Genomic DNA, 17,260 nt, shown 5'->3' with positions numbered 1-17,260 from the left:
CCGTCTTCACCGGCGGCTATGGTCCTCCCATGACGGAAACACGCAAGAATCGCCTCTGCGCGGTCGAACTGGATGCCTCGATCGGGCCCGGGCCCTCGCCCGAGGCCGAGCACGAGCGGCGCGTCGCCATCTACGACCTCGTCGAGGAAAACAGCTTCACCCTGCTCGCCAGCCCGGAAGGTCCCTACCGGCTCAAGCTCTCGACGGCGGACGGGCGGCTGATCTTCGACGTGCTGAACGCCGCGGAGGAGCGGCTCACGCTCATCGGGCTGTCGATGTCGCCGTTCCGGCGCATCGTGAAGGACTATTTCCTCATCTGCGAGAGCTACTACCAGGCGATCCGCACGGCCACACCGAGCCAGATCGAGACCATCGACATGGCGCGCCGGGGCCTTCACAACGAGGGAAGCGAGCTGCTGCGCGAACGGCTCACCGGCAAGGTGGAGGTCGACTTCGACACGGCGCGCCGCCTGTTCACCCTCGTCTGCGTCCTGCACTGGCGGGGCTGACCCAGTCCGATGGCGGGAGACCTTCCGAGCGCCGTCCTCTTCGCCTGCACCCAGAACGTCATCCGTTCGGTGATGGCCGCCGCCATCATGAAGCATTTCTACGGGCACCGCGTCTATGTCGCCTCCTGCGGGGTGAAGCCCGGCATGGCCGACCCCTTCGTCGCGGCCGTGATGGACGAAATGGGGATCGAACTCGGCAAGCACCGGCCCCAGGGCTTCGAGGATCTCGAGGATTCGAGCTTCGACGTCGTCATCTCGCTGTCGCCCGAGGCCCACCACCGGGCGCTGGAGATGACGCGCACCATGGCCATCGCCGCCGAATACTGGCCAACGCTCGACCCCTCCATCACCGCGGGCAGCCGCGAGCAGATCCTCGACAGCTACCGCGAGGTGAGGGACCAGCTGGCACGCCGCATCCGGCAGCGCTTCGGGAGCGTCGCCGCAGCCGGCGTTTAAAGGTATCCGGGCGAGCCGAAAACGCCTAACAGGAGCACCATGCACATCGACATGATCACAGCGGAAGGCGATCTCGCGGAACGCCTCGCCGCGCTCGGCCTTCCCGATGCGGGAGAGATCGCCTGGGCCACGATCTGGCTCGAGGCCTGCGGGTACACCGGCCTCAAGTTCCTCACCGAGGCTCTGGGCGACGAGCAGCGCTCGCTCAACCTGGTGCGCGATTCCCTCGGGCTCGACCTCAGGAACGTGTCCTGCGCCTTCCTGGCGCCCGCCATCATGCGCCATGTGCGGGCCAATGGGCGGGCCTTCCTGCGGAACGTTCGGCACGGGCTGTTCCTGCTGCCCTTCACGGTCCGCGAGGACATCGGCATCGGCTGCCCGGTGGACCCGTCCTTCGCGGTGGGCGGCACGCGGCACAAGAACCCCTATGCCGAGAAGCTGGCGCAGGCGGAGCAGCAGGGCCTGGAGCTCGATGATGCGCTGTGGGCGAGGCTGCGCCGCTAGCCTTGCCTCCCGTCGCCGGCGGCCCTTTGCGCAAGCCCGTGGCGGCGGCTAGAAGACGGGCAGGTTCTTCACGGGAGTCTTCCATGGCAGGTCCGCTCGCCGGCCTTCGCGTCCTCGATCTCAGCCGCGTGCTCGCGGGGCCCTGGGCGACGCAGATCCTCGCCGATTTCGGCGCCCAGGTGATCAAGATCGAGAAACCCGGCGAGGGCGACGACACGCGCGGCTGGGGGCCGCCTTTCATCACCAATCCGGATGGCAGCAAGGGCGATGCCGCCTATTTCCTCTCCGCCAACCGCGGCAAGTGGTCGGTCGCCATCGACATGGCGAGCCCGGACGGCCAGCGCCTCATCCGGGAGCTCGCCGCCCGCTCCGACATCGTCATGGAAAACTTCAAGGTCGGCGGCCTCAGGAAATACGGGCTCGATTACGAGAGCCTGAAGGCGGTGAACCCCCGGCTGATCTACTGCTCGCTCACCGGCTTCGGCCAGAACGGGCCCTACGCCCAGCGTGCGGGCTATGACTTCATGATCCAGGGCATGGGCGGCATCATGTCGGTGACGGGCCAGCCCGATGGCGCGCCGGGTGCGGAACCGATGAAGATCGGCGTCGCCTTCGCCGACATCTTCACCGGCCTCTACTGCACGATCGGGATCCAGGCCGCCCTGTTCCACCGCGAGCGCACCGGCGAGGGCCAGCACATCGACGTCGCACTCCTCGATTCGCAGGTGGGCGTGCTCGCCAACCAGGCACTGAACTACCTCGTCGGCGGCAAGGCCCCCACCCGCATGGGCAACGCCCACCCCAACATCGTGCCCTACCAGACCTTCCAGACCAGGGACGGCTACATCATCATGGCGGTGGCGAACGACCGCCAGTTCCGGGAATACTGCGCCATCATCGGCGTGCCGCATCTCGCCGAGGACGAGCGCTTCCGCCTGAACCGCGGCCGCGTCGTCAACCGCGCCGAGCTGATCCCGATGCTGGTCGGGCCGATGAAGGCGCGCACCACGGCAGAATGGGTGGAGGCCTTCGAATCGGCAGCGATCCCCTGCGGGCCGATCAACACGATCGACCAGGTCTTCGCCAACGAGCAGGTGCTGGCGCGCGGGATGCAGATCGGGCTGACACGTGACGACGGCGTCCAGGTGCCGGGCGTCGCCAACCCGGTCGTCTTCTCCGCCACGCCGGTCGAATACGAGAAGGCCCCGCCGCGGCTCGGCGACGGCACCGAGAAGGTGCTCTCAACCGTCCTGGAGCTCGCACCCGAGGAGATCGAGCGTCTGCGCAAGGCGGGCGTGATCGGCTGAAGCCGGCCTTTCGCCTACGCCGCCCCGGCCTGCGAGGAGGGCGGAAGCTGGCCTTCGGGCGTCAGCTTGTCGACCGCTTCAGGAAGCGTCTGGCTCAGGCGGCGGAGCAGTTCCTGTCGGTCGAGGCCGGTCTGCCGGGTCAATCTTTCCACCAGATCCGGCCCCAGCGCCTCCTCCATCTCGCGCTCGTCGATGGGCTCGTTCCGCCCCGCCGAAACCCAGGACTCGGCCTTGCGGGCCTGGCCGGCATTGCGGAACTGCTCGACGAGTTCGCCGATGCCACCCAGGATCGCGTTCCCGGCATAGCCCGAACCCAGCATGTCGGTCGCCTGTTCGGGCCGCGCGGGCGAGGCCGGTCCGCCTGGGCCCGTTCCCGCGGCATTGGGGTTCTGCAGGCCCTTGATGAAATCGCCGATCTTGTCGCGGTTCTGGTAGCCCGCGATGGCAACGAGCCCCAGCAGGGCGGCGAGAGACGGCATGCGATTCGCCATGACAGTTCCTCCAGGAATGGCCGGATGTGCTTTCCCCGGTAAGGGTCCGCGGAACGGAAAGTTCCCTCCGCCGTTACGGCAGCGGGGGCAGACACTCATTGGGGACACGCGCATGTGGATCATCTGGACAATCATCATCGGCTTCGTGGCGGGCGTCATCGCCAAGTTCCTGATGCCGGGCCGGAACGAGCCCTCGGGCTTCATCCTGACCACCATCCTCGGCATTATCGGCGCCTTCGTCGCCACCTTCCTGGGCCAGGCGGTCGGCTGGTACGGCCCCAATGAAGGGGCCGGCTTCATCGGCGCCATCGTGGGGGCCGTCATCGTCCTGGCGGTCTGGGGCATGATCTCGCGCCGGCGCACGGCCTAAGTCCTCCGCCAACCGGGCGGGAGAGGGCGGGAACGGGCTTCGTCCCGCCCTTTTCCCATGTCGTTTTCAGGCTATCCGCCCCGTCCCGGACGAGGCATATAGCGGCCACCATGGCCAACCTCATCGTCACATACTGGCGCGACATTCCCTCGGCGGTTTCGGTCAAGGCCGGCCGCAAGGAGGAAAAGCGCATGCTCGCCGAGCGCTTCCAGGAAGCGATCGACATGGCCGCCATGCGCGGCGGCGCCTCGGACACCGACAGCTATCTCGCCGACTGGCGCCGGGCCGAGCCCGTGGCAGTGGGGGACGATCTCACGGCGGAAGTCGAGAAGGCCAAGGCCGAGATCGAAGCCAGCTACACCCCGGACAAGCTCAGGACCCTCATTGCCAACGGAGGCAAAGCCCAATGACCCACACCCTCGTCGCTTCGGCCACGCGCGAGCACATCATCGGTTTCGACCGGCCCTTCACCGTGATCGGCGAACGCATCAACCCGACGGGGCGCAAGAAGCTTGCTGCCGAGATGCAGGCGGGCAACTTCGACACGGTGATCAAGGACGCGCTGGCGCAGATGGAAGCGGGCGCCCACATCCTGGACGTCAATGCCGGCGTCACCGCGGTGAACCCCAACGAGTCCGAGCCGCCGCTGCTCCGCCAGACGATCGAGATCGTGCAGTCCGTCTCCGAGCTGCCGCTCTGCCTCGACTCCTCGGTGACCTCGGCGCTGAAGGTGGGGCTGGAGACCGCCAAGGGCCGCCCCCTCGTCAATTCCGTCACCGGCGAGGAGGAGAAGCTCGAGGCCATCCTCCCGCTCGTCGCCAAGTACAACGTCGCCGTCGTCGCCATCTCGAATGACGAGACCGGCATCTCGGAAGACCCGGACGTGCGTTTCGCGGTGGCCAAGAAGATCGTCGAGCGTGCCGCCGACCACGGCATCAAGCCGCATGACATCGTGGTCGATCCGCTGGTGATGCCGATCGGCGCCATGGGCACGGCCGGCCAGCAGGTGTTCCGGCTCGTCCGCCGCCTGCGGGAGGAGCTCAAGGTGAACACCACCTGCGGCGCCTCCAACATCTCCTTCGGCATGCCGAACCGCCGTGCGCTCACCGGCTACTTCCTCGCCATGGCGGCAAGCCACGGCATGACGTCGGCCATCATGAACCCGCTGCACGACGAAGACATGCACGCCATCTTCGGCGCCAACGTGCTGAACGGCACGGATGCGCACTGCAGGTTCTGGAACAACAAGTTCCGCGACATGGCGCCCGCTCCGGCTGCCGCCGCTCTCGCGCCGGGCGAGAAGGCGCCGACGGCTGAAGAGATCGCCGCCCGCCGCGCGGCCCGCGAGGCGCGCCGCCGCCGCTAATCTCATCGCCCATAGGCCCCGTAACGAGGGGGCTCATTCAGGACGTCCGCCATGACCGAAACGAACCCCCTCATCGTCTTCACCCCGTCCGGCAAGCGCGGGCGCTTTCCCGTCGGAACGCCGGTGCTGCAGGCGGCCCGCGCGCTCGGCGTCGACATCGATTCGGTCTGCGGCGGCAGGGCCATCTGCGGGCGCTGCCAGGTGAACGTCGGCGAGGGAGAATTCGCCAAGCACGGCATCACCTCGCGCGCCACGCATGTGTCCGAGTTCTCGAAGGTCGAGGAGCGCTACGACAAGATCAGGGGACTGGCGCCTGGCCGCCGCCTCTCCTGCCAGACGCGCATTCTCGGCGATCTCGTCATCGACGTGCCGCCCGAATCCCAGGTTCACAAGCAGGTGGTCCGCAAGGAGGCGGATACCCGCGCCATCGAACTCGATCCCGCCACCCGGCTGTGCTTCATCGAGGTCGAGGAACCCGACATGCACAAGCCCTCCTCGGACCTCGAGCGTGTCTACCGGGCGCTGAAGGAACAGTGGGGCATCGGCGATCTCTCCTGCGATCTCTCGATCATCTCGGACCTGCAGAAGACGCTGCGCAAGGGTGAATGGAAGATCACCGCCGCGGTGTTCTCGAGGGCCCCGGGCGGCGGCAACCGTCTCGTCGCCATCTGGCCCGGCTTCCACGACCGGGCCTTCGGCTTGGCCATCGACGTGGGGTCGACGACGATCGCCGCGCATCTCACCAACTTCTCGACGGGCGAGGTCACGGCCTCCGCTGGCCTCATGAACCCGCAGATCCGTTTCGGCGAGGATCTGATGAGCCGCGTTTCCTACGTGATGATGAATCCCGGCGGCGAGAAGGAGATGACCGCCGCCATCCGGCAGGCGCTCAACACGCTGGCGCAGGAGGTGGCGAGCCAGGGCGGCATCGACATCACCGACATTCTCGAAGTGGTGCTCGTGGGCAATCCCGTCATGCACCACCTGTTCCTGGGGATTGACCCGACGGAGCTCGGCGGCGCCCCCTTCGCGCTGGCAACCGGGCTTTCAGTCACCTGTCCGGCAAAGGAGCTGGATCTCAGGCTCAACCCCGGCGCCTTCGCCTATGTGCTGCCCTGCATCGCTGGCCATGTGGGTGCGGATACGGCAGGCGTCGTTCTCTCGGAAGCACCCCACGAGCAGGACGAGATCATGCTGGCCGTCGACGTCGGCACCAATGCCGAAATCGTGCTGGGCTCGAAGGCGCGGCTGCTTGCCTGCTCCTCTCCCACCGGGCCTGCCTTCGAGGGTGCGCAGATTTCCTCCGGCCAGCGCGCGGCACCAGGCGCCATCGAGCGCATCCGCATCGACCCCGAGACGCTGGAGCCGCGCTACAGGGTGATCGGCGTTGACAAATGGTCGGACGAGGATGGATTCGAGGAAGCGGTCGCGCAAACAGGCGTCACGGGCATCTGCGGTTCCGGCATCATCGAGGCGATTGCCGAGATGTATCTTGCCGGCGTCATCAACCAGGACGGCCTCATCGATGGCTCGCTGGCCGCGAGGAGCCCGCGCATCGAGCCCTACAAGCGCACCTTCAACTACGTGATCCGGGCCCCGCGCGAAGGCGGCAACGAGCCCATGATCCGCATCACCCAGAACGACGTGCGCGCCATCCAGCTCGGCAAGGCCGCGCTTTATGCGGGCGTGAGGTTGCTGATGGACAAGCTCGGCATCGAGGAAGTCGGCAAGATCAGGCTCGCGGGCGCGTTCGGCAGTCACATCGACGTGAAGTACGCGATGATCCTGGGCCTGATCCCCGATTGCGATCTTTCGAAAGTGCAGAGTGCGGGGAACGCGGCGGGGACCGGCGCCCGCATCGCGCTCCTCAACATGAAGGCGCGGGACGAGATCGAGAGCGTCGTGCGCCGGATCGAAAAGGTCGAGACGGCCGTGGAACCGATGTTCCAGCAGCATTTTGTCGAAGCCATGGCCATTCCGCACAAGACTGCGCCATTCCCCAACCTTTCCGCCGCCGTGAAGCTGCCGCCGCCGAAGGATATCGTTTCCACCGGTGATGACGGCGGCGAGCGCCGCCGCCGCAGGCGGGGCTGACGCTCTTCTCTTTGGTGCGGAACTTGCATCTTGGGGCTGCGGAGTTGGGAATTGCTTCGCAGCTGATTGCGATGTAAGCAGGCGGGAGTCTGCCAGGCTTGACATCGACGTCACCTCCTGGTCATCACTCTTCCTTATCGCCAGGAGCGGAAATGGCACTTTCGAAGCGACAGGTTGCTTACCTCAACAAGATCATCGCCACGGCGCAGAAGATGCTCGACACGGCACACCTCGAAGAGGCGCGCACGGGTGGCAGAAATGGCGCAGCCAAGCGCCGCCGCCGCTCCGCCGGCGAAGCAGCCAAGATGCGGGCGGATATTCTCGCCAAGCGCGCCAAGGGTGTCTCGGCCGCGAAGCTTGCCGAAAAATACGGCGTAAGCACCGCTTACATCTACATGATCAAGTAAGCTCAAGCTCCAAATCTTGCCCAAGGTAAGTTCGCAATTGAACTTACTTTGAAGAAAACGTTCTCCCTCCTCCGGGTTCGCAACCATGCTCGCGCCGCTGCTGAACGTTCTCCGCCGCACCGCGCTCGATGCGCTCGTTCTCGTCCCGGGCGCCAATTTCAGGCGTGTCTTCGGCCAGGACTTTCACCAGATGGAGCGGCCACTCGCGGTGATCGTGCCGCGCCAGGGTGAGCCCGTCGCCGTCGTGCCGCAGCTCGAGATGGGCTCCTTCTCGCCCCTCGGCTTTCCCGGCCACGTCTTTTCCTGGCGCGACGAGACGGGCTACATGGGAGCCTTCCTGGCGGCAGGCGAGGCCTTGCCCGGGCTCCGCGATGGCGCACGTATCGGTGTCGAGGGACAGCGCATGCGCGTCTTCGATCTCTTCGCCCTCCAGAAAGCCTTTCCCGGTGCCGGCTTCGTGGACATTCACGCCGAGATCTCGGCCATCCGCTTGGTCAAGACGCCGCAGGAGATCGCGCTGCAGCGCGAGGCGATCCGCATCTCCGAAGCCGCCCTCGAGGCCACGCTCGCCGAGATCCGCGTCGGCATGACGGAGACGGAGATCGAGTCGATCCTGCTCCGCAACCTGTTCTCGCACGGTGCCGACGGGCTGGCTTTCGCGCCGATCGTCGCGGCGGGCGACAACGCCGCCAAGCCGCACGCCCACGCGCGTCCCGATTACCGGATCAAGCCGGGCGACGCGCTGCTCTTCGATTTCGGCGGCAGCCATCAGGGCTACAGCGCCGACATCACCCGCACCTTCTTCGTGAAGGAGGTTTCGGAGCATGACCGCGCCTTCTACGAGACCGTGCTTGCCGCCAATGCGCGCGGACGCGAGATCTCGCGCGCCGGGATCACCGCCTCGGACGTCGACGACGCCGTGCAGAAGGTTCTCGAGCAGTCGCAGTTCGCGGCCTTCTGCCGCCACAAGACGGGGCACGGCCTCGGCCTCGACGTCCATGAGGCGCCGCAGATCATGCGCGGCAACATGCAGGTGCTGGAACCGGGCATGGTCTTCACCATCGAGCCGGGGCTCTACCGGGAAGGCGAGGCAGGCGTGCGCATCGAGGACGACGTGGTGGTGACCGAGACCGGCATCGAATGCCTGACGAGCTTCCCGCGCGGGCTGCGGCTGGTGGGCTAGGGCGCCACGGACAAGGCAGACCCTACCGCCGCCCGGCGCCCGAAACCTTGGTCATCTCCTCCTGTGCATGCGCCGCCAGAACGCGTCCGGCAAGGTAGAGCGAGCCGCAGATCAGGATACGCGGCGCGGGCACGGTGAGCGAGGCCTGGCGCAGTGCCGCCTCGAGGCTCGCCGCCGTCTCGGCGGCAAGACCGTGGGCGCGGGCGGCCTCGGCCAGCGGCTCCGCCTTAACCGCATTCTCCTCCTCGGGGATGGTGATCGCCACCACGCGGCTGGCGATCCCCGAAAAGCAGCCGATGAAGCTCCCCGCATCCTTTGTGTTCAGCATGCCCCAGACGAGCACGAGCGGCCGCGAGTGCCGATCGTTCAGATCTGAGAAGGCCTGCGCCAGGACGCGTCCGGCGGAAGGATTGTGCCCGCCGTCGAGCCAGAGCTCGGTGCCGGCGGGAACGAGCTGGGAGAGTGCGCCGGGCCCCAGCCGCTGCATGCGCGCCGGCCATGTGGTGACTTTGAGGCCCTCTGCGATGTGCCGCTCGCCGATGCGCGGATCGTCGAGAAGGCGGATGGCGGCGATGGCGTTCCCGGCATTGTCGATCTGATGACGGCCGCGGAGCTGTGGCAGCGGCAGGTCCAGAAGACCGTTCTCGTCCTGGAAGACGAGGCGGCCGTGCTGCTCATAGGCCTGCCAGTCCTGGCCGGCGATGTGCAGCGGCGCCCTGGCGCGCGCCGCCACGCGTTCGATCTCGGCCCTTGCCTCGTCCGGCTGGGGGCCGATCACGGCGGGCCGCCCGCGCTTCAGGATGCCCGCCTTCTCGTGCGCGATGAGGGTGAGCGTGTCGCCCAGATACTGCTGGTGATCGTAGTCGACGGTGGTGATGACGGAGAGCGCGGGGCCGTCGATCACGTTGGTGGCGTCGAGCCTGCCGCCCAAGCCCACCTCGAGGATCAGGTAGTCCGCCGGGCTGCGGCTGAAGGCGAGGAGGGCGGCAGCCGTGGTGATCTCGAAGAAGGTGATGGGCGCGCCCCCGTTCACCGCCTCGCATTCCTCGAGGAGTGCGGAAAGATCGGCCTCCGCGATGAGCTCGCCCGCCACGCGGATGCGCTCGTGGAACTTGACGAGGTGCGGCGAGGTGTAGGCGTGCACCCGGAGGCCCGCCGCCTCCATTATGTGGCGGAGATAGGCGACCGTCGATCCCTTGCCGTTCGTGCCGGCGACGTGGATGACCGGCGGCAGCTTCCTTTCGGGGTGACCAAGCTTCGCCAGGATTGACTCCATGCGCATGAGGCTCAGGTCGATGATCTTCGGGTGCAGCGACAACAGCCGCGTCAGGATTGCGTCGCTCAAGGCCACGGGATCAGCCTTCGGCGGGCACGAGCGCGGTCGAGGGCAGCTCGCGCGAGGGCGCCTTCATCAGCATGCGGATCATGCGGCTCAGCGTATCGCGCATCTCGTGGCGGTGGACGACCAGGTCCACCATGCCGTGCTCCTGGAGATATTCGGCGCGCTGGAAGCCGGGCGGCAGCTTCTCGCGGATCGTCTGCTCGATGACGCGCTGGCCGGCGAAACCGATCAGGGCGCCGGGCTCGGACACGTGCACATCGCCCAGCATGGCGTAGGAGGCGGTGACGCCGCCCGTGGTCGGATGGGTGAGCACCACGATGTAGGGCAGCTTCGCGGCGCGGAGTTCCTGGACGGCCACGGTGGTGCGCGGCATCTGCATCAGCGAGAGAACGCCCTCCTGCATGCGGGCACCACCCGAGGAGATGAAGAAGACGAAGGGCGTCTTCCTCTCCACCGCCGCGCGCATCGCTGTGATGATCGCCTCGCCCGCCGCCATGCCGAGGGAGCCTCCCATGAAGGCGAAATCCTGGACGGCGATCGTCACGGGAAAGCCGCCGAGGTCGCCGAAGCCCGCCTGGATGCAGTCGTCGACACCGTTCTTGCTGCGCGCCTCCTTCAGGCGATCGGCATATTTGCGCTCGTCGCGGAACTTCAGCGGATCGGCCGGCACCTGCGGCATGGCGATCTTCTCATAGGCGCCGTCGTCGAACATGGCCCTGAGGCGCGCCTCGGGCGGCATGCGCATGTGATAGCCCGATTGCGGCATCACGTATTGGTTCGCCTCGAGGTCCTTGTAGAAGACCATCTGGCCGGAATCGGGATCCTTCACCCACATGTTCTCCGGCACCTCGCGCTTGTCGGTGCCGAGGATCGACCGGATTTTCGGGCGGACGAAGTTCTTGATCCAGTTCACGTGGCGCTAGCTCCTCACGCCCTGCGCGATCTCGGAGACGAGCGCGTGCACGGCCTTCGCCGTCTTTGAGGTGGGCTTTCCGGCTTTTGTGAGGCTCTTCTCGACGGCACTCACCAGGGCGGAGCCGACGACCACGCCATCGGCATCCCTGGCGATGGCGCGCGCCTGCTCGGCGCTCTTCACGCCGAAGCCCACGCAGATCGGCAGTTCCGTGTGCTTGCGCAGGCGGTTGACGTTGGCCTTGACGCTCTTCAGGTCCGGCGCCTTGGTGCCGGTGATGCCGAGCACCGAGACGTAATAGACGAAGCCGCTCGTGTTGCGGAACACGGTGGGCGCGCGGTGGTCGTCGGTCGTCGGCGTGGCCAGGCGGATGAAGTTGAGCCCTGCCTCGAGGGCCGGGATGCAGAACTCCGAATCCTCCTCGGGCGGCAGGTCGACGATGATGAAGCCGTCGACGCCCGCCGCCTTCGCATCCTTCAGGAACTTGTCGACGCCGTAGACATAGACCGGGTTGTAGTAGCCCATCAGCACGATCGGCGTCTCGTCGTCGGCCTTGCGGAATTCCTTCACCAGCTTCAGCGTCTTCTTCATGTTCTGGCCGGCGGCAAGCGCGCGCAGCCCCGCCGCCTGGATCGCCGGTCCATCGGCCATCGGGTCGGTGAAGGGCATGCCGATCTCGATCACGTCGGCGCCGGATTTCGGCAGGCCCGCGATGATCTTGAGGGACGTCTCGTAGTCGGGGTCGCCGGCGGTGACGAAGGTGACGAGGGCGGCGCGGCCCTCTTCCTTCAGCGCGGCGAAGCGGCGGTCGATGCGGGTCGTCACAGCGTCACTCCCAGAACGTCGGCCACGGTGAAGATGTCCTTGTCGCCGCGGCCGCAGAGATTCATCACCATCAGGTGGTCCTTCGGCTTCTTCGGCGCGATCTTCATCACATGCGCCAGCGCGTGGCTGGGCTCGAGTGCGGGGATGATGCCCTCGAGCCTGCAGCAGAGCTGGAAGGCCTCGAGCGCTTCCTTGTCGGTTGCCGAAACATATTCAACGCGCTTCATGTCATGGAGCCAGGCGTGCTCCGGCCCGATGCCGGGATAATCGAGGCCTGCCGAGATCGAGTGGCCCTCGATGATCTGGCCGTCGTCGTCCATCAGGAGATAGGTGCGGTTGCCGTGCAGCACGCCGGGCCTGCCGCCTGAGATCGAGGCCGCATGCTTGGTCTTGGTCCTGAGGCCGAGGCCTGCCGCCTCGACGCCATAGATCGCGACGTCCGTGTCGTCGAGGAAGGGGTGGAACAGCCCCATGGCGTTGGAGCCCCCGCCGATCGCCGCGACGAGCGAATCCGGAAGCCTGCCCTCGCGCTTCAGCATCTGCGCCCTGGTCTCGCGGCCGATCACCGACTGGAAGTCGCGCACCATCTCTGGGTAAGGGTGCGGGCCAGCCACCGTGCCGATGCAATAGAAGGTGTCCTCGACATTCGCCACCCAGTCGCGCAGCGCCTCGTTCAGCGCGTCCTTCAGCGTCCGCGAGCCGGACTTCGCTGGCACGACCTCGGCGCCCAGGAGCTTCATGCGGAACACGTTGGGCTTCTGCCGCTCCATGTCCACTTCGCCCATGTAGACGATGCATTCGAGGCCGAAGCGCGCGCAGGCGGTGGCGGTGGCAACACCGTGCTGGCCGGCCCCGGTCTCGGCGATGATGCGCTTCTTGCCCATGCGGCGGGCCAAGAGGATCTGGCCCATCACGTTGTTGATCTTGTGGGCGCCGGTGTGGTTCAGCTCGTCCCGCTTGAAATAGATCTTGGCCCCGCCGAGGTGCTCCGTCAGGCGTTCGGCGTAATAGAGCGGGCTCGGGCGGCCCACGTAATGCTCGAGGAAGGAGTCGAGCTCCGCCTGGAAGGAAGGGTCCGCCTTGGCGTCCTTGTAGGCCTGCTCGAGTTCGAGGATGAGCGGCATCAGCGTCTCGGCCACGAAGCGGCCGCCGTAGATGCCGAACAGGCCGTTCTCGTCCGGCCCGGTGCGGAAGGAATTGGGGGTGGTCACGTTCATGGGGCTCTGCCGCCTCTCTCGAATGATGCCCGGTTCTAGCGGGCTGCCTTGGCCGCCTCAATGAATTTCCGGATGAGGCCGATGTCCTTGACGCCCGGGGCCGATTCGACCCCGGATGACACGTCCACTACGGGAGCACCCGTCACCCGGATGGCTTCGGCCACGTTTTCCGGCGTCAGGCCCCCGGCCAGCATGAAGGCGGGGCGCCGTTCTCCCTCCAGCAGGCCCCAGTCGAAGGCATGTCCGTTGCCTCCGGGAAGCGCGTTGCCGAGGGTTTCGGGAGCCTTGGCGTCATAGAGGATGAGGCTCGCCACGGTGGAATAATCCGCCGCGGCGGCGATGTCGGCGTCGTCCCTCACCCGGATGGCCTTGATCACCGGCTTTCCGGTGAGCCGCGCGATCTCCGCTATCCTCTCCGGGCTTTCCGAGCCGTGGGCCTGGATGAGGTCGGGATCGACCCCTTCCACGATGGCGCGCAGGAGCGCGTCATCGGCATCGACGACCAGCGTCACGATCCTCGCGCGGCCCCGCGCCCGCTCCGCCAGCGCGGAGGCCTGCTCCAGGGTCACGTTGCGCGGGCTCTTCGGATAGAAGACGAGGCCGATCAAATCCGCCCCGGCGGCGATCGCCGCATCGACGGTCTCCGGCGTCGAGAGCCCGCAGATCTTGACCTCAGCGGGCATGGAGCCCCGCCAGTATCTCCTGCGCCGCCCTGGCCGGATCTTCCGCTGCGGTGATGGCGCGGCCGATCACCAGGATGTCCGCCCCCGCAGCCAGCGCGGCCTCCGGCGTTGCCACGCGCTTCTGGTCCTGCGTGGCGGCATCTGCCGGGCGGATGCCGGGCACCACGGTGAGGAAGCCCGTTCCAAGGTCGTGGCGGATGCCGACCAGTTCATGCGGGCTGCACACCACGCCGTCGAGGCCGGCGCGCTGCGAAAGCTCGGCCAGTCCCCTGGCGTGGGCCTGCGTATCCTTCGCCGTCTCGAAGCCCGCCTGCCAGATGTCGTCGTCCGAGAGGCTGGTCAGGATGGTGACGGCGATGAGCTGCGCCCGGCCGTCCACCGCCTCCGCCGCCGCCTTCATCATGTCGAGCCCGCCCGTGGCATGGACATTGACGATGCCTGGCACCGGCGAAAGGCGCATCAGCGAGGCCATGGCGGAGGCGACCGTGTTCGGAATGTCGTGGAGCTTCAGGTCGAGGAACACGGGAAGCCCCTGCTCCGCCACCCTGGCATAGCCCTGAATGCCATGGGCGTAGAAGAACTCCATGCCGATCTTGACCCAGCCCACATGCGGCTTCAGCGCGCGGGCGAGGGACACGGCCCTCTCGAGGTCCGGCGTGTCGAGGGCGGCGCAGATCGGGTTCGAGGGCATGTCGGGCTCCTGGGGCCCGCCCCTGCGGCAGGCCGTCAGCGGGCCTTTTGATACAGCATGATGGCGGTGGCAAGGTCCTCGATGGCGGTCCCGGCAGACTTGAACAGCGTGATCTCGTCCGCGGATTGCCTGCCTTTCGCCGTTCCCTGGCAGAGCTCGAAGAGATCGCCCCTGATATCGGCGAAATCGAACTTGCCCTCGTCGCGGGCCTGCAGCAGGTCGCCCGCCTCGGCCAGCGCGCCGTCCCGCGTGTCGACGAAGACGGAGGCGCGCGCCACCACCTCGGCGTCCGTCTCGCGCATCGAAGGCTTGAAGGCGCCGGCGAGGTCGACATGGGTTCCGGGCTTCAGCCATTCGCCCCTGACGATGGGCTCGGTCGACGTCGTCACACAGCTCACGATGTCGGACTGGCGCACGGCATGCTCGAGATCGGTCACCGAATGGGCCTCGAAGCCGTGATGCGCCAGCTCGGCGGCGAGCGTTTCGGCCTTGGCCAGCGTGCGGCCGTGGACGAAGACGCGCTTCACCGGCCGCACCGCCGCATGGGCCAGCACGAAATGCGGCGCCAGTGCGCCTGCGCCGATAACAGTCAGGGTCGCGGCATCGGCGCGCGCGAGGTAGTCGGCGGCAAGGGCGGAGGCCGCGGCAGTGCGGCGGCGGGTGATTTCGCCGCCATCCATGAGGGCCACGGTGGTACCCGTCTTCTGCTCGATCAGCAGGTAGCTCGCCTGGATCGTCGGCAAGCCCAGCGCGGCATTGTCGGACTTGAAGACCACGGTCTTGATGCCCGCCCATTCGCGCGACCATGCCGGCATCAGCAGCAGCGTCGCGGCGGAGGAGATGTCATGATGGTGCCGGACGGGCGTTTCGATCCCGGCGCGGAAACCTTCCCGCAGCGCCTCGACGATGTCACGATAGGGTCCGAGCCGGGCCACGTCCTCGGCGGAGAGAATTTTCAAGGGGCGTTACTCCTGCCTGAGGCTCAGTGCCCCGGCGTGCTGGTGCTGCTGCCACTCGCGCTTCTCGCGCTCATGCATCTGCTGGGTGCGGACAAGTTCGATCTTCGCCTCGCGCGTGGCGCGGCGATAGCGGGCATTGCCGCGCCAGGCGACGTACCAGCCCGCGAAGATGCCGACGAGGACGCCGCAGAAGAACAGCGCCCAGAGCGGCATGTCGACGGTGGCGATAGGGTGGACGCGGTTCAGGGGATCGAAGGAGACCGTGATCCACTGCCGGTTGGCCACGGCGAAGCCCACGCCCGCCACCGCGATGGGCAGGCCCACGAGCCAGCTGAATATTCCCTTGAGCGTCATGGCCCGCTTCTACGCCCTGGCGAGACCCGGCGCAATCAGGCCTTGTCGTTCAGCCGCTCGCGCAGCTCCTTGCCGGTCTTGAAGAAGGGCACGCGCTTGGCCACCACTTCCACTGCTTCGCCCGTCCGCGGGTTGCGGCCCATGCGGGCGTTGCGGGCCTTGGCGGAAAAGGCGCCGAAGCCGCGGAGTTCCACCCGGTCGCCCTCCTTCAGGGCGTTGATGATCTCGTCGAGCACCGTGTTCACGATGCGCTCGATGTCGCGGTGATAGAGATGCGGGTTCTTCTCGGCGATCTTCTGGACGAGCTCTGATTTGATCATGACGCTTCCCTGGCTAGAGGGCAGGGTGCCAAAGCACGAGGAGTCCGTCAAGTTTCGCCCGTTCGGCGGCGGCCTTCAGCCCTTCGAGGCCCAGGGCGCGCAGCACGATGTCGGCGGCGGAGAAGCCGAGCCCCGCCGTGGAGGAGCGCCGCGGCTCCCAGTCGACGATGGGGAGCTTGGCGGCAAGCTTCTTTTCTGTTTCGAGCCAGGCCACGGCCTTCTCCTCGCCGCCAAGCTCGTCGACGAGCTTCACCTGAAGCGCCTGGCGTCCGGTGTAGACGCGGCCGTCCGAGAGTTCCTGCACCCGCGGCATGGGAAGCTGGCGGCGCTCGGCCACGAGGCCGGTGAACCAGTCGTAGCCGTCGCGCACCATCTCCATGGAAACGGCGCGGGCCTTGTCGGTGACGGGCTTGTAGGGCGAGGGCTCGGCCTTGAGCTCGCCGGACTTCAGCTCCTCCATCCTGACGCCGATGGTGTCGAGCAGGCGCGACACCTCGGGGAAGCTGAAGATGACGCCGATCGATCCCGTGATGGTGTTGCCGCGCGCCACGATGCGGTCCGCGGCGAGTGCCGTGATGTAGCCGCCCGATGCCGCAACCGTGTCCATCACGGCGACGACGGGCTTTTTCGCCGCCACCTTGCGCAGCGCGTCATAGAGGGCTTCCGATCCGGCGGTGGTGCCGCCCGGGCTGTCGATGCGCAGGATGACGCCCCTGACCTGGTTCGCCTCCTCGATCTCCTTCAGGAGGTCGAGCGTCTTCTGGTCGCCGGTGATGAGGCCGTCGATGCCGACGCGGGCGATGTGGTTCTCGAAGCGCCTGCCGCTGCCGCCGCTCCACACCAGCGCGGCAATGGCCGCGACGGCGAGCAGCACGGCGAGGACGCGCCACAGCGTGAGGCTCCGCTTCAGGCGGCGGCGGTCGACGATGAGTTCGGCTTCCGAGATCATGGCGGGCTCCAGGGATGGTGTGGGGCTTATATAGGCGGGGACGGCCAAGAGGGAAATCTTCGGTTAGGGCCTCCCTCCCCCTTGTGGAGAGGGGCTGGGGTGGGGGTCGTGCCGCGGGGAGTATGGTGGGTGCAAGGCCTCGACATCACCCCTCACCCTCCCTCCCCACGAGGAAGTGAAGTAGTGTTTCCCTGTGTGGCACCGCCTGTCAGGGCGTAGACAAGTATCTGATCTGGCTTGATCTTCGTAGCAGCCTCTGGTCTGGCGGTGCCTGGTGTTTCATCTGCGGCGCTACCTATGTGGGCTGCAGGTAGCAGGGG

At 67.0% G+C, this 17,260-nt stretch carries 21 protein-coding genes; 10 read left to right on the top strand and 11 right to left on the bottom strand.

The genetic code is table 11. From position 1 onward, the window contains the following. Positions 1–29 precede the first annotated feature (29 nt). The 4 genes from ACK4HL_RS18340 (at position 30) to ACK4HL_RS18325 (ending at position 2,776) form a co-directional block, all read left to right on the top strand. The gene (locus ACK4HL_RS18340) at positions 30–509 is read left to right on the top strand and encodes a UPF0262 family protein (protein ID WP_409763520.1); all 480 of its coding nucleotides are present in this window, start codon (positions 30–32) and stop codon (positions 507–509) included. 9 nt (positions 510–518) lie between these two features. After that, a complete protein-coding gene (locus ACK4HL_RS18335) occupies positions 519–965 on the top strand; it encodes a low molecular weight phosphatase family protein (protein WP_409763517.1) in 447 nt (148 codons plus the stop codon). A gap of 51 nt (positions 966–1,016) precedes the next feature. After that, complete coding sequence (locus tag ACK4HL_RS18330; protein WP_409763514.1) at positions 1,017–1,469, top strand: hypothetical protein; 453 nt, start codon at positions 1,017–1,019, stop codon at positions 1,467–1,469. An 83-nt stretch (positions 1,470–1,552) separates the two neighbouring features. Next, positions 1,553–2,776 carry a CaiB/BaiF CoA transferase family protein gene (locus ACK4HL_RS18325; RefSeq protein ID WP_409763511.1) on the top strand — a complete coding sequence of 408 codons (1,224 nt, stop codon included), beginning with the start codon at positions 1,553–1,555 and terminating at the stop codon, positions 2,774–2,776. A gap of 14 nt (positions 2,777–2,790) precedes the next feature. Here ACK4HL_RS18325 and ACK4HL_RS18320 read toward each other — a convergent pair whose 3' ends face one another. Beyond that, the gene (locus ACK4HL_RS18320) at positions 2,791–3,267 is read right to left on the bottom strand and encodes a YidB family protein (protein WP_409763508.1); all 477 of its coding nucleotides are present in this window, start codon (positions 3,265–3,267) and stop codon (positions 2,791–2,793) included. Between the two features lie 112 nt (positions 3,268–3,379). Between ACK4HL_RS18320 and ACK4HL_RS18315 the strand changes: the two genes are divergently transcribed. From ACK4HL_RS18315 to ACK4HL_RS18290, 6 genes are all read left to right on the top strand, one after another. Next, positions 3,380–3,637 carry a GlsB/YeaQ/YmgE family stress response membrane protein gene (locus tag ACK4HL_RS18315; RefSeq protein ID WP_409763505.1) on the top strand — a complete coding sequence of 86 codons (258 nt, stop codon included), beginning with the start codon at positions 3,380–3,382 and terminating at the stop codon, positions 3,635–3,637. Between the two features lie 110 nt (positions 3,638–3,747). Next, positions 3,748–4,047 (top strand): virulence factor, encoded by a 300-nt coding sequence (locus tag ACK4HL_RS18310; RefSeq protein WP_409763502.1) that lies wholly within the window; start codon positions 3,748–3,750, stop codon positions 4,045–4,047. Further along, positions 4,044–5,003 (top strand): methyltetrahydrofolate cobalamin methyltransferase, encoded by a 960-nt coding sequence (locus ACK4HL_RS18305; RefSeq protein WP_409763499.1) that lies wholly within the window; start codon positions 4,044–4,046, stop codon positions 5,001–5,003. Before ACK4HL_RS18310 ends, ACK4HL_RS18305 begins: the two co-directional genes overlap by 4 nt. A 51-nt stretch (positions 5,004–5,054) precedes the next feature. After that, positions 5,055–7,097, top strand: a complete 2,043-nt coding sequence (locus ACK4HL_RS18300; RefSeq protein ID WP_409763496.1) for an ASKHA domain-containing protein — start codon at positions 5,055–5,057, stop codon at positions 7,095–7,097. 152 nt (positions 7,098–7,249) lie between these two features. Next, a complete protein-coding gene (locus tag ACK4HL_RS18295; RefSeq protein WP_409763493.1) occupies positions 7,250–7,504 on the top strand; it encodes a hypothetical protein in 255 nt (84 codons plus the stop codon). An 85-nt stretch (positions 7,505–7,589) separates the two neighbouring features. Then, entirely contained in the window at positions 7,590–8,687 is a 1,098-nt protein-coding gene (locus tag ACK4HL_RS18290) for a M24 family metallopeptidase (RefSeq protein WP_409763490.1), read from the top strand. Positions 8,688–8,709: 22 nt separating this feature from the next. Here the strand turns inward: ACK4HL_RS18290 and ACK4HL_RS18285 are convergent, their stop codons facing one another. Genes ACK4HL_RS18285 through sppA form a run of 10 tightly spaced genes read right to left on the bottom strand, consistent with a single transcriptional unit; the run spans position 8,710 to position 16,940 of the window. Further along, on the bottom strand, positions 8,710–10,038 hold the full coding sequence (locus ACK4HL_RS18285; RefSeq protein ID WP_409763487.1) for a bifunctional folylpolyglutamate synthase/dihydrofolate synthase: 1,329 nt from the start codon (positions 10,036–10,038) through the stop codon (positions 8,710–8,712). A gap of 4 nt (positions 10,039–10,042) precedes the next feature. After that, on the bottom strand, positions 10,043–10,942 hold the full coding sequence (accD, locus tag ACK4HL_RS18280; RefSeq protein ID WP_409763484.1) for an acetyl-CoA carboxylase, carboxyltransferase subunit beta: 900 nt from the start codon (positions 10,940–10,942) through the stop codon (positions 10,043–10,045). Positions 10,943–10,948: 6 nt separating this feature from the next. Then, positions 10,949–11,767 carry a tryptophan synthase subunit alpha gene (trpA, locus tag ACK4HL_RS18275; RefSeq protein ID WP_409763481.1) on the bottom strand — a complete coding sequence of 273 codons (819 nt, stop codon included), beginning with the start codon at positions 11,765–11,767 and terminating at the stop codon, positions 10,949–10,951. Continuing rightward, positions 11,764–12,984 (bottom strand): tryptophan synthase subunit beta, encoded by a 1,221-nt coding sequence (gene trpB / locus ACK4HL_RS18270; protein WP_409763478.1) that lies wholly within the window; start codon positions 12,982–12,984, stop codon positions 11,764–11,766. Before trpB ends, trpA begins: the two co-directional genes overlap by 4 nt. A gap of 35 nt (positions 12,985–13,019) precedes the next feature. Then, positions 13,020–13,667, bottom strand: coding sequence for a phosphoribosylanthranilate isomerase (locus ACK4HL_RS18265; RefSeq protein ID WP_409763475.1), 648 nt, complete (start codon positions 13,665–13,667; stop codon positions 13,020–13,022). Beyond that, a complete protein-coding gene (gene pyrF, locus ACK4HL_RS18260) occupies positions 13,657–14,358 on the bottom strand; it encodes an orotidine-5'-phosphate decarboxylase (protein ID WP_409763472.1) in 702 nt (233 codons plus the stop codon). The genes ACK4HL_RS18265 and pyrF overlap by 11 nt, the downstream gene beginning before the upstream one ends. Before the next feature lie 35 nt (positions 14,359–14,393). After that, positions 14,394–15,317: an ornithine cyclodeaminase family protein gene (locus tag ACK4HL_RS18255; RefSeq protein ID WP_409763469.1), complete on the bottom strand. Its 924-nt coding sequence runs from the start codon at positions 15,315–15,317 to the stop codon at positions 14,394–14,396. A gap of 6 nt (positions 15,318–15,323) precedes the next feature. Further along, positions 15,324–15,671 carry a DUF1049 domain-containing protein gene (locus tag ACK4HL_RS18250; RefSeq protein WP_409763466.1) on the bottom strand — a complete coding sequence of 116 codons (348 nt, stop codon included), beginning with the start codon at positions 15,669–15,671 and terminating at the stop codon, positions 15,324–15,326. A 35-nt stretch (positions 15,672–15,706) separates the two neighbouring features. Beyond that, a complete protein-coding gene (locus ACK4HL_RS18245; protein WP_409763463.1) occupies positions 15,707–15,991 on the bottom strand; it encodes an integration host factor subunit beta in 285 nt (94 codons plus the stop codon). A 13-nt stretch (positions 15,992–16,004) separates the two neighbouring features. After that, positions 16,005–16,940 (bottom strand): signal peptide peptidase SppA, encoded by a 936-nt coding sequence (sppA, locus tag ACK4HL_RS18240; RefSeq protein ID WP_409763460.1) that lies wholly within the window; start codon positions 16,938–16,940, stop codon positions 16,005–16,007. Positions 16,941–17,260 lie beyond the last annotated feature (320 nt).

The organism is Aestuariivirga sp. (genome assembly GCF_046294715.1).
Lineage (GTDB): Bacteria > Pseudomonadota > Alphaproteobacteria > Rhizobiales > Aestuariivirgaceae > Aestuariivirga.
The sequence above is the reverse complement of the archived record's forward strand: the minus strand, read 5'-3'. Positions and strand labels throughout refer to the sequence as shown.

Bases quoted from the DNA above. Each gene is read 5' to 3' on its own strand.
- ACK4HL_RS18340 (WP_409763520.1), top strand. From the start codon at position 30: ATGACGGAAACACGCAAGAATCGCCTCTGCGCGGTCGAACTGGATGCC.
- ACK4HL_RS18335 (WP_409763517.1), top strand. From the start codon at position 519: ATGGCGGGAGACCTTCCGAGCGCCGTCCTCTTCGCCTGCACCCAGAAC.
- ACK4HL_RS18330 (WP_409763514.1), top strand. From the start codon at position 1,017: ATGATCACAGCGGAAGGCGATCTCGCGGAACGCCTCGCCGCGCTCGGC.
- ACK4HL_RS18325 (WP_409763511.1), top strand. From the start codon at position 1,553: ATGGCAGGTCCGCTCGCCGGCCTTCGCGTCCTCGATCTCAGCCGCGTG.
- ACK4HL_RS18320 (WP_409763508.1), bottom strand. From the start codon at position 3,267: ATGGCGAATCGCATGCCGTCTCTCGCCGCCCTGCTGGGGCTCGTTGCC.
- ACK4HL_RS18315 (WP_409763505.1), top strand. From the start codon at position 3,380: ATGTGGATCATCTGGACAATCATCATCGGCTTCGTGGCGGGCGTCATC.
- ACK4HL_RS18310 (WP_409763502.1), top strand. From the start codon at position 3,748: ATGGCCAACCTCATCGTCACATACTGGCGCGACATTCCCTCGGCGGTT.
- ACK4HL_RS18305 (WP_409763499.1), top strand. From the start codon at position 4,044: ATGACCCACACCCTCGTCGCTTCGGCCACGCGCGAGCACATCATCGGT.
- ACK4HL_RS18300 (WP_409763496.1), top strand. From the start codon at position 5,055: ATGACCGAAACGAACCCCCTCATCGTCTTCACCCCGTCCGGCAAGCGC.
- ACK4HL_RS18295 (WP_409763493.1), top strand. From the start codon at position 7,250: ATGGCACTTTCGAAGCGACAGGTTGCTTACCTCAACAAGATCATCGCC.
- ACK4HL_RS18290 (WP_409763490.1), top strand. From the start codon at position 7,590: ATGCTCGCGCCGCTGCTGAACGTTCTCCGCCGCACCGCGCTCGATGCG.
- trpB (WP_409763478.1), bottom strand. From the start codon at position 12,984: ATGAACGTGACCACCCCCAATTCCTTCCGCACCGGGCCGGACGAGAAC.
- ACK4HL_RS18265 (WP_409763475.1), bottom strand. From the start codon at position 13,667: ATGCCCGCTGAGGTCAAGATCTGCGGGCTCTCGACGCCGGAGACCGTC.
- pyrF (WP_409763472.1), bottom strand. From the start codon at position 14,358: ATGCCCTCGAACCCGATCTGCGCCGCCCTCGACACGCCGGACCTCGAG.
- ACK4HL_RS18250 (WP_409763466.1), bottom strand. From the start codon at position 15,671: ATGACGCTCAAGGGAATATTCAGCTGGCTCGTGGGCCTGCCCATCGCG.
- ACK4HL_RS18245 (WP_409763463.1), bottom strand. From the start codon at position 15,991: ATGATCAAATCAGAGCTCGTCCAGAAGATCGCCGAGAAGAACCCGCAT.
- sppA (WP_409763460.1), bottom strand. From the start codon at position 16,940: ATGATCTCGGAAGCCGAACTCATCGTCGACCGCCGCCGCCTGAAGCGG.